The 10,398-nt window shown below is 66.2% G+C and carries 7 protein-coding genes; 5 read left to right on the forward strand and 2 right to left on the reverse strand.

Features of this window, described 5'->3' with window-relative positions:
• A partial coding sequence (locus tag QHF85_RS48735; RefSeq protein ID WP_281334404.1) for a hypothetical protein occupies positions 1-206 on the forward strand: 206 nt, incomplete at its 5' end.
• Positions 207-763: 557 nt separating this feature from the next.
• On the forward strand, positions 764-961 hold the full coding sequence (locus QHF85_RS48740; RefSeq protein ID WP_281334405.1) for a hypothetical protein: 198 nt from the start codon (positions 764-766) through the stop codon (positions 959-961).
• Positions 962-1,015: 54 nt separating this feature from the next.
• Here the strand turns inward: QHF85_RS48740 and QHF85_RS48745 are convergent, their stop codons facing one another.
• Both QHF85_RS48745 and QHF85_RS48750 read right to left on the reverse strand, forming a co-directional pair.
• A complete protein-coding gene (locus QHF85_RS48745; RefSeq protein ID WP_281334406.1) occupies positions 1,016-2,077 on the reverse strand; it encodes a hypothetical protein in 1,062 nt (353 codons plus the stop codon).
• Between the two features lie 5 nt (positions 2,078-2,082).
• Positions 2,083-3,558 carry a protein kinase gene (locus QHF85_RS48750; protein WP_281334407.1) on the reverse strand — a complete coding sequence of 492 codons (1,476 nt, stop codon included), beginning with the start codon at positions 3,556-3,558 and terminating at the stop codon, positions 2,083-2,085.
• Positions 3,559-4,172: 614 nt separating this feature from the next.
• On the opposite strand from QHF85_RS48750, the gene QHF85_RS48755 reads away from it, so the two are divergent.
• From QHF85_RS48755 to QHF85_RS48765, 3 genes are all read left to right on the forward strand, one after another.
• Positions 4,173-6,026, forward strand: coding sequence for a VCBS repeat-containing protein (locus QHF85_RS48755; protein ID WP_281334409.1), 1,854 nt, complete (start codon positions 4,173-4,175; stop codon positions 6,024-6,026).
• Between the two features lie 828 nt (positions 6,027-6,854).
• Positions 6,855-8,690: a VCBS repeat-containing protein gene (locus tag QHF85_RS48760; protein WP_348652827.1), complete on the forward strand. Its 1,836-nt coding sequence runs from the start codon at positions 6,855-6,857 to the stop codon at positions 8,688-8,690.
• Between the two features lie 268 nt (positions 8,691-8,958).
• A partial coding sequence (locus tag QHF85_RS48765) for a VCBS repeat-containing protein (protein WP_281334408.1) occupies positions 8,959-10,398 on the forward strand: 1,440 nt, incomplete at its 3' end.

A 10,398-nucleotide genomic window follows, 5' to 3' on the forward strand; every position in this document is an offset into this window, starting at 1 on the left:
AGGTATATTCAGCCGACCAGGCTGACCCAGCGACGATGGCGCAAAGCCTGGAGCAGGCGCGCACGAATGTCGAGCAGGCGAAGAGCGGCAAGGACCGCGATTCGGACGACGAGCCGCCCCCGGAGGGTGGCAGCAGCGAGGCGGAGCCCGAGCGCGTTGTGATCGAGGAAGGGGTATCACAAGGCCGAGCTGCTCCTAATCGCTGAAGGAGTCCGGCTATCGCACGTACGTCCCGGAGAGGAGCCAGCCGGTCCGCAGATGGGTGGACAAGGGCTGGGATATGCAGCAAGCGTTTTACGGAAACCGAAACCGCGTGCGTCGCCCGAAGGGGCGCGCTCTTCAACGCAAACGTGGAGAGTTGATCGAGCGAACATTCGCCCACGCATGCGAGACGGGCGGAATGAGGAGGGTGCGAGTCAGGGGCCGGGAGAAAGTGCGAAAACGCTACCTGGCCCATGTCGCCGCGCTCAATTTGGGGCTCGTGCTACGTCAAATGCTCGGCGCAGGGACCCCGCGGGCCCTGGCCGCGGCCCGGAAGGGCTCCGCCCTTGCCGTTTTGGTGATATGGGCAGCCATGTGGCTCTGGTACGGGGGGGGGCCGAGATGGTTGGCACGGTTTCCCCGGCCGCGTGGCGCGGGATGGTACCCGCCTGCAATGCAGGATGTTGGGATCGCGATTGGGGGCGCGTAGATCCACGGGCTGCTAAGGTATTAGGGTGTCACGCGCTGGTTCGAGGTCGGCGCCTCGCTCGGGTTTCAGCGTATGGGCGGCGAGGTGCGTTTCGCCGTGCTTGACGAGGACGCAAAGGCCCCGGTCCCCCAGGCGCTCAGCGCGAGCGGCTATTACATGTCCGTCGGCCATGGCCCCTGGGCGCGCGCCGGCGCGGACCTGAGCATTCGTCTGGGCAGCGTGGCGCCGGCCGCAGATCATGAAGGCCACGGGCAGCGTGAGCGCCAATGACCCTGCGCGTGCGAGCATACCACCTCGTGGCCTCATCCACGCCTCATCCACGCCTCAGAACGCGCCCTGTGATCCTACGAGCACTCCACCCGGCCCCGCGGAAAGCACCCCAGCGTTGATCCACACTGCGTTCGAGCCAGCCCTGCTGTTCTTCGTTGCTGGCGCAGTGAAGTAAAGCACGGCCGCAGTTCCCAAACCAACCGCTCCCAATGCAAAACCAATCGTGCTCCCGAGACCCAGCGACTTGATGCTTTGCGCCGCGTCGAGGCCCGTGTCATCGCACGCCGTCGGATCGCTCGATCCAATGGCCTTTCCGCAGTGCTGGTCGAGGTCTCCCTTTTTGCTGAGCACGAGCCCTCCCAGGAGCCCCCCCACGGCCAGTCCCGCGAGCCCCACGCCTCCGATCGCATAAGCAGCCATCTTTCGCCCGCTGCCCGAGCTTTGCTCGACAGGCGGTGTGCGCGTGTTCTTCGACGGAACGATCGGGGGCCCGGGTGTGGCGGGCGCGACCGGCGACGGTGGCTTTACCTCCAACACCACGGATTTCTTTTCGCCTTTGGCGATCGTGATGTGCTGTTCCCACACGGGGCCGCCAGGTGCCTGCGTTGTCAGCACGTGCGCGCCGGGATCCACCGGAAGCGCCATGCCCATCGCGGCAGCCCCGATCACCTGGCCGTCTCGTTTCACCACCGTCCCGGAAGGCGCGCCGGGGGCGAGCGTCATCGTGAGCTCGGGGATGTCCGGCGCAAGCCTGTCACGCTCTTCCTTCGCCAGCCTACGCCGATCTCCCTGCCGAGCTTGTTGATCCGGCGCCAACTTGTCGTAGAGGCGTATGTATTCGTCGAGTCGCGCATCGGCCGTGGCGACGTGGCCCCGACTGGATTCGCAGAAAGCCAGCGTGAACAGTGTGCCGGGTCTGGGATCGAGGCGCTGGCTTTCGGCGAGGGCAGGGCATCCGGTTTCATGCTTGCCCGCTTGCATGTCGGCGAGTCCCTGGTCGAAAAGACGCTTGGCCGCGGCGACGTCCTGCTGTGCCGCGGCGGGCAGCGCAATGGCCGTGAGATGCACAAAACAAACCATCTCCAGGATCCGGCGACGCGTCATGTTGGTGTTCATCTTCCTCAATCCTGGCCAAATGGGGACGATGTTTTTGTCGTCGTCGTTTTCGTCGTCGCCGCCGGCTTCGATATGGTCTTTGCCGTTCCGGGATTGCGAGGTGCAGTCGTCTTGGACACCGCGCTTGGCGCCTGCTGCGGCGCCTGCGTCGCTGGAGGCTCTGCCTGCAATGCTGACACAGGCTCCACGGCGATGGCCGGCTCGACGGGCTTGCTGGAGGGGGCGACATCCGTCGCGGGAGCCGCAGGCCTGCTTTGGGCCGATTCCGCCTCGGTCGCTGCATTCGGCGATGTACGCTGGGCGGAGCCCACGAAAAACCAGAGCGCGCCGCCCGCAAGCCCGAGGAGCACCAATGCGGCGACGACGAGGGCCGGCGCCCGACTCGGCGCCGAGCGAACAGGCGAGACGTCGCCTCCCGTCGACATGGCACTTGGCTGGGGCCCCGTGGACACACCCGCTGCAGGCGTACCCATGAGCGAGGGCGTCGTTCCCGGCGATGTCATTCCGGATGGTGTCACGCCCGATGGCATCATGGCTCTCGGTGGTCCTGGCAGCGGAACCGTCGTCGCGAAGTCCCCGCTGGCCGCGTCATCGAATACCTTCTCGAGAGCCTTCACAGCCTCCGATGCCGTTGCGAACCGCGCCGAGGGCTCGAGCGCCGTGATCCGAAAAAACCACGCATCGAACGCCGGTGGCAACGTCACCCCTGCTGCTGCGGCTCGCTGGACGGCCGATTCTTGGGGCCCTCGTACCGCGACCAGCGCAAAGGCGATGATGTCAGCCGAGTTTCTCGTTTCCTTGTGCCAGTACGTTTGTCCTACGAGCATCCGGTAGGCCATCATGCCCATGGCATAGATGTCCGCAGCTCCCGTCAGCTTCGTATCCGTGTGGAATTGCTCGGGCGCCATGTAAAGCGGCGTGCCCATGCTGCGCGTGGCTCCGGCGCCGGTCGCGCTGTCGGCGACCAGCTTGGCCACGCCGAAGTCGAGGATCTTGATGCGCGGGGAGCCGTCCTCGCGCTGTGTCAGAAATAGATTGGCAGGCTTCAGGTCGCGGTGGACGATCGACGCTGCGTGGGTCTTATCGAGCGCCATGGCTGTCTGGCGCAGGTACGTGCACACCTCGGCAGGCGGAAGCCGGCCCACGCGCTTGAGGCGCTCGCCGAGCTCCTCGCCGCGGAGCAGCTCCATGACCAGGAAGGGCGTCTGGGTCGCTTCATCGACGCCGGCGTCCGAGACATCGACGATATGCTCGCTCTCGACCTCGGCGGCGATGCGCGCCTCGCGCTTGAAGCGTTCGCTCATCTCGTCGCTTTGAAAGAGATGCGCGTGCATGACCTTGAGCGCCTTGCGCCGATTGGTCTCGATGTGCACCGCTTCATACACCGCGCCCATGCCGCCGGCTGCAAGTCGGCGGACGATGCGGTACCGCCCAGCAAATACGGTTCCTTCGGCCAATCCTGCCGACATCGTGTGCACCATCGCCCAGTCGACCGGCGGTGTCAACTAACGTGTTGTCTTGGACACCTTCTGTTGTCTGGCTCCCGTTCCGGCTGCACGTGGGCCCTGTGGGCCCTATTGGAGTCGATGGCTTTGAGCTGGCTGCCTTGACGCGGCAGGCGGTCTGGTCGAGCATCGACGGGAGCGCCACACGGGGGGACGAGGAGATGGGATTGATGACGCCGATCGTCCAGCGGATGCTGGGACTGTGTGTCGTGTTGCTCCTGGTGACCGCCTGGGGCTGCACGACGGTGCTCGGGCTCGATAACGACTATCATCCTTTCGACGGAGGTGGCGGCAGCAGCGGCGGTGGTTCTTGCACCCCCGTCGATGACGGTGACCCCTGCACGGACGATGTGTGCATCGCGGGGGTACCGAGCCACCCGGCGAAGGCGAACGGCTCCGCCTGCGACGATGGTGACCCTTGCACCCAGACCGACACTTGCCAGGCTGGCATTTGCATCGCTGGGAACCCACTCGTCTGCAACGGGGGCGCGACCTGCGTTGCTGGGGCGTGCGTCGCACCCCCGTGCACTGGGTTGCTTGGGCTCCCCGGCCCTCCGACGTCGACGGTAGGCACAGCGCCATTGTCCGTTGTGGTGGCGGACCTGAACGGCGATAGCAAGCCTGATCTCGCTGTCGCGAACAGGGACAGCCACAACGTGAGCGTGCTTCTGAACCAGGGCAACGGCACCTTCGCCACCGCGGTCCACTACGCTGCGGGCTCGCTCCCCCGTTCGGTGGCGGCGGCGGACCTGAACGGGGATGGCAAGCCTGACCTCGCCGTCGCGAACTCCAACAGCAACAACGTGAGCGTGCTGCTGAACCAGGGCAACGGCACCTTCGCCGCCGCGGTCAACTACGTTGCGGGCTCGTACCCCTCTTCGGTGGCGGCGGCGGACCTGAACGGGGATGGCAAGGCTGACCTCGCCGTCGCGAACTACAGCAGCGACAACGTGAGCGTGCTGCTGAACCAGGGCAACGGCACCTTCGCCGCCGCGGTCAACTATGCTGTGGGCTCGTACCCCTCTTCGGTGGCGGCGGCGGACCTGAACGTCGATGGCAAGCCTGACCTCGCCGTCGTGAACTTCGACAGCGGCAACGTGAGCGTGTTGCTGAACCAGGGCAACGGCACCTTCGCCGCCGCGGTCCACTATGCTGCGGGCTCGCACCCCCAGTCGGTCGCGGCGGCGGACCTGAGCGGGGATGGCAAGCCTGACCTCGCCGTCGCGAACGAGGGCAACCACAACGTGAGCGTGCTTCTGAACCAGGGCAACGGCACCTTCGCCGTCGCGGCCAACTACGCTGCGGGCACGAACCCCCAGTCGGTGGCGGCGGCGGACCTGAACGGGGATGGCAAGCCTGATCTCGCCGTCGCGGACGCGGGCAACAACAACGTGAGCGTGCTGCTGAACCAGGGCAACGGCACCTTCGCCGTCGCGGTCAACTATGCTGCGGGCTCGTACCCCCTTTCGGTCGCAGCGGCGGACCTGAACGGGGATGGCAAGCCTGACCTCGCCGTCGCGAACGCCGGCAGCAACAACGTGAGCGTGCTGCTGAACGAGGGCAACGGCACCTTCGCCGCCGCGGTCAACTATGCTGCGGGCTCGAACCCCCAGTCGGTGGCGGCGGCGGACCTGAACGGCGATGGCAAGGCTGACCTCGCCGTCGCGAACGCCGGCAGCGACAACGTGAGCGTGCTGCTGAACCAGGGCAACGGCACTTTCGCCGCCGCGGTCCACTATGCTGCGGGCTCGGGCCCCTCTTCGGTCGCGGCGGCGGACCTGAACGGCGATGGCAAGCCTGACCTCGCCGTCGCGAACTACAGCAGCGGCAACGTGAGCGTGCTGCTGCACCAGGGCAACGGCACCTTCGCCGCCGCGGCCAACTACGCTGCGGGCTCGGGCCCCTCTTCGGTCGCGGCGGCGGACCTGAACGGCGATGGCAAGCCTGACCTCGCCGTCGCGAACTCCTTCGGCAACAACGTGAGCGTGCTGCTGAACCAGGGCAACGGCACGTCCGTCGCCGCGGTCCACTACGCTGCGGGCACGAGCCCCAATTCGGTCGCGGCGGCGGACCTGAATGGCGATGGCAAGCCTGACCTCGCCGTCGCGAATTCCAGCAGCGACAAAGTGAGCGTGCTGCAGAACCAAGGCGACGGGACCTTCGCCACCGCCGTCAACTACGCTGCGGGCTCGAATCCCTTTTCGATCACGGCAGCGGACCTGAATAACGATGGTAGGCCTGACCTCGCCGTCGCGAACGCAGACCGCGACGACGTGAGCGTGCTGCAGAACCAAGGCGACGGGACCTTCGCCACCGCCGTCAACTACGCTGCGATGTCTTCAACGTCGGTCGCGGCGGCGGACTTGAACTTCGATGGCAGACCCGATCTCGTGGTCGCGGGCGGAGGCACGGTAGGCGTGCTGTTCAATGCCTGCTTGCCATAGCGGCATGTAAAATCGGAACGCGAAGAGTAACCTTCCGCGAACGATCCCCGTACATCCTCTTCACCCTGATCCCTCGGACGGCCACGTCCTCGTGCTGGCCGATAACACCTTCGGGCGCGCGCCCCATCGAGGGAGGCAGCCCAGCGAGGCGCAGGAGTCCGCCAGGGCTCGAGCGTGAGGCCTTCCGCAGAGTCCCACGGCGCACGGCCTCCTCCATGTATCGTCTGGCTCCCGTTCCGGCCGCACGGGGGCCCTGTGGGCCCTATCGGAGTCGATCGGACCGGATCGATCCCTGGCTTTGATCTGGCTGCCTTGACGCGGCAGGCGGTCTGATCGAGCATCAACGGGAACGCCTCCCCACGGGGGGACGAGGAGATGGGATTGGTGACGCCGATCGTCCAGCGGATGCTGGGACTGTGTGTCGTGGTGCTCCTGGTGACCGCCTGGGGCTGCACGACGGTGCTCGGGCTCGACAACGACTATCATCCCTTCGACGGGGGTGGCGGCAGCAGCGGAGCTGGCAGCGGCAGCGGCGGAGCTGGCGGTGGCTCCTGCACCCCCGTCGATGACGGGGACCCCTGCACGGACGATGTGTGCATCGCGGGGGTACCGAGCCACCCGGCGAAGGCGAACGGCTCCGCCTGCAACGATGGTGACCCTTGCACCCAGACCGACACTTGCCAGGCTGGCATTTGCATCGGTGGGAACCCCCTCTGCAATGGGGGCGCGAGCTGCGTCGCTGGGGCGTGTGTCGCACCCCCGTGCACTGGGCTGCTGGGGCTCCCCGGCCCTCCGACGTCGCCCGTAGGCTTCGCTCCAAGTTCCGTTGTGGCGGCGGACCTGAACGGCGATGGCAAGCCAGACCTCGCCGTCGCGAACTACTTCGGCGACAACGTGAGCGTGCTGCTGAACCAGGGCAACGGCACCTTCGCCGCTGTGGTCAACTACCCTGCGGGCTGGGCCCCCTCTTCGGTCGCAACTGCGGACCTGAATGGCGATGGCAAGCCTGACCTCGCCGTCGCGAACGTCAACAGCAACAACGTGAGCGTGCTGCTGAACCAGGGCAACGGCACCTTCGCCGCCACGGTCAACTATGCTGCGGGCTCGAACCCCCTGTCGGTCGCGGCGGCGGACCTGAACGGCGATGGCAAGCCTGACCTCGCCGTCGCGAACGTCAATAGCAACAACGTGAGCGCGCTGCTAAACCAGGGCAACGGCACCTTCGCCGCCGCGGTCCACTACGCTGCGGGCTCGAAGCCCTATTCGGTCGCGGTGGCGGACCTGAACGGCGATGGCAAGCCTGACCTCGCCGTCGCGAACTTCGGCAGCGACAACGTGAGCGTGCTGCTGAACCAGGGCAACGGCACCTTCGCCGCCGCGGTCAACTATGCTGCGGGCTTGGGCCCCCGTTCGGTCGCGGCGGCGGACCTGAACGGGGATGGCAAGCCAGACCTCGCCGTCGCGAACTCCAGCAGCGACAACGTGAGCGTGCTGGTGAACCAGGGCAACAGTACCTTCGCCGCTGCCGTCCACTACGCTGCGGGCTCGGGCGCCTCTTCGGTCGCGACGGCGGACCTGAACGGTGATGGCAAGCCTGACCTCGCCGTCGCGAACGCCAGCAGAAACAACGTGAGCGTGCTGGTGAACCAGGGCAACAGTACCTTCGCCGCTGCCGTCCACTACGCTGCGGGCTCGTACCCCTCTTCGGTGGCGGCGGCGGACCTGAACGCCGATGGCAAGCCTGACCTCGCCGTCGCAAACCAGCTCAGCGACAACGTAAGCGTGCTGGTGAACCAGGGCAACGGCACCTTCGCCGCCGCGGTCGACTACGCTGCGGGCTCGGGCTCCCTTTCGGTCACGGCAGCGGACCTGAATAGCGATGGCAAGCCTGACCTCGCCGTCGCAAACCAGCCCAGCCACAACGTGAGCGTGCTGGTGAACCAGGGCAACGGCACCTTTGCCACCGCGGTCCACTACGCTGCGGGCACGAACCCCTCTTCGATCACGGCAGCGGACCTGAATAGCGATGGCAAGCCAGACCTCGCCGTTGCGAACTACAGCAGCAACAACGTGAGCGTGTTGCTGAACCAGGGCAACGGCACCTTCGCCGCCGCGGTCCACTACGCTGCGGGCACGAACCCCTCTTCGATCGCGGCGGCGGACCTGAACGGCGATGGCAAGCCAGACCTCGCCATCGTGAACTACAGCAGCAACAAGGTGAGCGTGCTGCTGAACCAGGGCAACGGCACCTTCGCCGCCGCGGTCCCCTACGCTGTGGGCTCGTACCCCCAATCGGTCGCAGCGGCAGACCTGAACGACGATGGCAAGGCTGACCTCGCCGTCGCGAACTTGGGCAGCGATAACGTGAGCGTTCTGCTGAACCAAGGCGACGGGACCTTCGCCACCGCCGTCAACTACGCTACGGGGCCGGATACCTCTTCGATCACGGCAGCGGACCTGAATAGCGATGGTAAGCCCGACCTCGTCGTTGCAAACCACAACGTGCTGCTGAATCAAAGCGACGGGAGCTTCGCCGCGCTCAACTACGGCGAGGGTTTATTTAATTCGGTCGCAGCGGCGGACTTGAACCTCGATGGAAGACCCGATCTTGTGGTCACAAACGGATCTAACGTAGCCGTGCTGCTTAATGCCTGTCTTCCATAGCGGCATATAAAGCGTTAAAACGAAAAGTAACCTTCCGCGAACGCTCCTCGTACATCCTCTTCCCCCTGATCCCTCAGACGGCCACATCCTCGTGCTGGCCGACCCCACCTTCGGGCGCGCCCCCAGCGAGGGAGGCAGCCCCGCGAGGCGCAGGCGTCCGTCAGGGCTCGACCGTGAGGCCTTCGATCCGGCTACCTTGACGCGGCAGGCGGTCTGGTCGAGCATCGACGGGAACGCCTCCCCACGGGGGAGCGAGGAGATGGGATTGATGACGCCGATCGTCCAGCGGATGCTGGGACTATGTGTCGTGTTGCTCCTGGTGACCGCCTGGGGCTGCACGACGGTGCTCGGGCTCGACAACGACTATCATCCCTTCGACGGAGGCAGCGGCGGTGGTTCCTGCTCCCCCGTCGATGACGGTGACCCCTGCACGGATGACCTCTGCGAGGGGGGCACTCCGGTGAACAAGCCGGCTGCGGCTGGAACCATGTGCACGATGGGCGGCACCCGGTGCGACGGCATGGGCCACTGCGTCGCGTGTCTCGCCCCCGCGGATTGCCCGGGTACGGACGACGCATGCCAGATGCGCACGTGCACCGACGGACAGTGCGGCGTCAGCTTTACCGCGTTCGGTACCGCTTTGCCTGCGCAGACGGTAGCCGATTGCAGGCAGGCCGTGTGCGACGGTCAAGGCGGGATCACGTATCAGAACAACGACGGCGATCTTCCCGACGACAACAACCCCTGCACCAAAGACACATGCAGCGGCGGGATGGCCTCGAATCCGTTCGAACCGCAGGGCACGACGTGCGGGATGTCGCAGGAGAAGCCGCTCCTCTGTGACGGCGCCGGCAAGTGCGTCGGCTGCATCCAGCCGAGCGATTGCGCTGGCGTCGATGATGAGTGCAAGACGCGCACCTGCGTGGAGAACGTGTGTGGTGTCTCGTATACCGCGGCGGGCACGGTCATCGCGGCGCAAGTGGTGGGCGATTGTGCTCAGGCAATATGCGACGGCAACGGCAATGTCTCCAATATCCCCGAGGACGACGATCTGCCTGCGGACGACGGGGACGACTGCACGGACGATGTGTGCACCGCGGGGGCGCCGAGCCATCCGGCGAAGACGAACGGCCTCGCCTGCGACGATGGCGACGCTTGCACCCAGACCGGCACTTGCCAGACTGGCATTTGCATCGGTGGGAACCCCCTCGTCTGCAATGAGGGCGCGAACTGCGTCGCAGGGGCGTGCGTCGCACCCCCGTGCACTGGGATGCTCGGGCTCCCCGGCCCTCCGACGTCGACCGTAGGCGTAGGTCCACACTCCGTTGCGACGGCGGACCTGAACGGCGATGGCAAGCCTGACCTCGCCGTCGCGAACGGCAGCAGCGACAACGTGAGCGTGCTGCTGAACCAGGGCAACGGCACCTTCGCCGCCGCGGTCCACTACGCTGCGGGCTTGATCCCCACGTCGGTCGCGACGGCGGACCTGAACGGTGATGGCAAGCCTGACCTCGCCGTCGCGAACCTCATCAGCAACAATGTGAGCGTGCTGCTGAACCAGGGCAACGGCACCTTCGCCGCCGCGGTCCACTATGCTGCGGGCACGTACCCCGAGTCGGTCGCGACGGCGGACCTGAACGGGGATGGCAAGCCTGACCTCGCCGTCGCGAACTCCAGCAGCAACAACGTGAGCGTGCTGCTGAACCAG

Source organism: Polyangium sp. 6x1, assembly GCF_029946515.1.
Classification (GTDB): Bacteria; Myxococcota_A; Polyangia; order Polyangiales; family Polyangiaceae; genus Polyangium.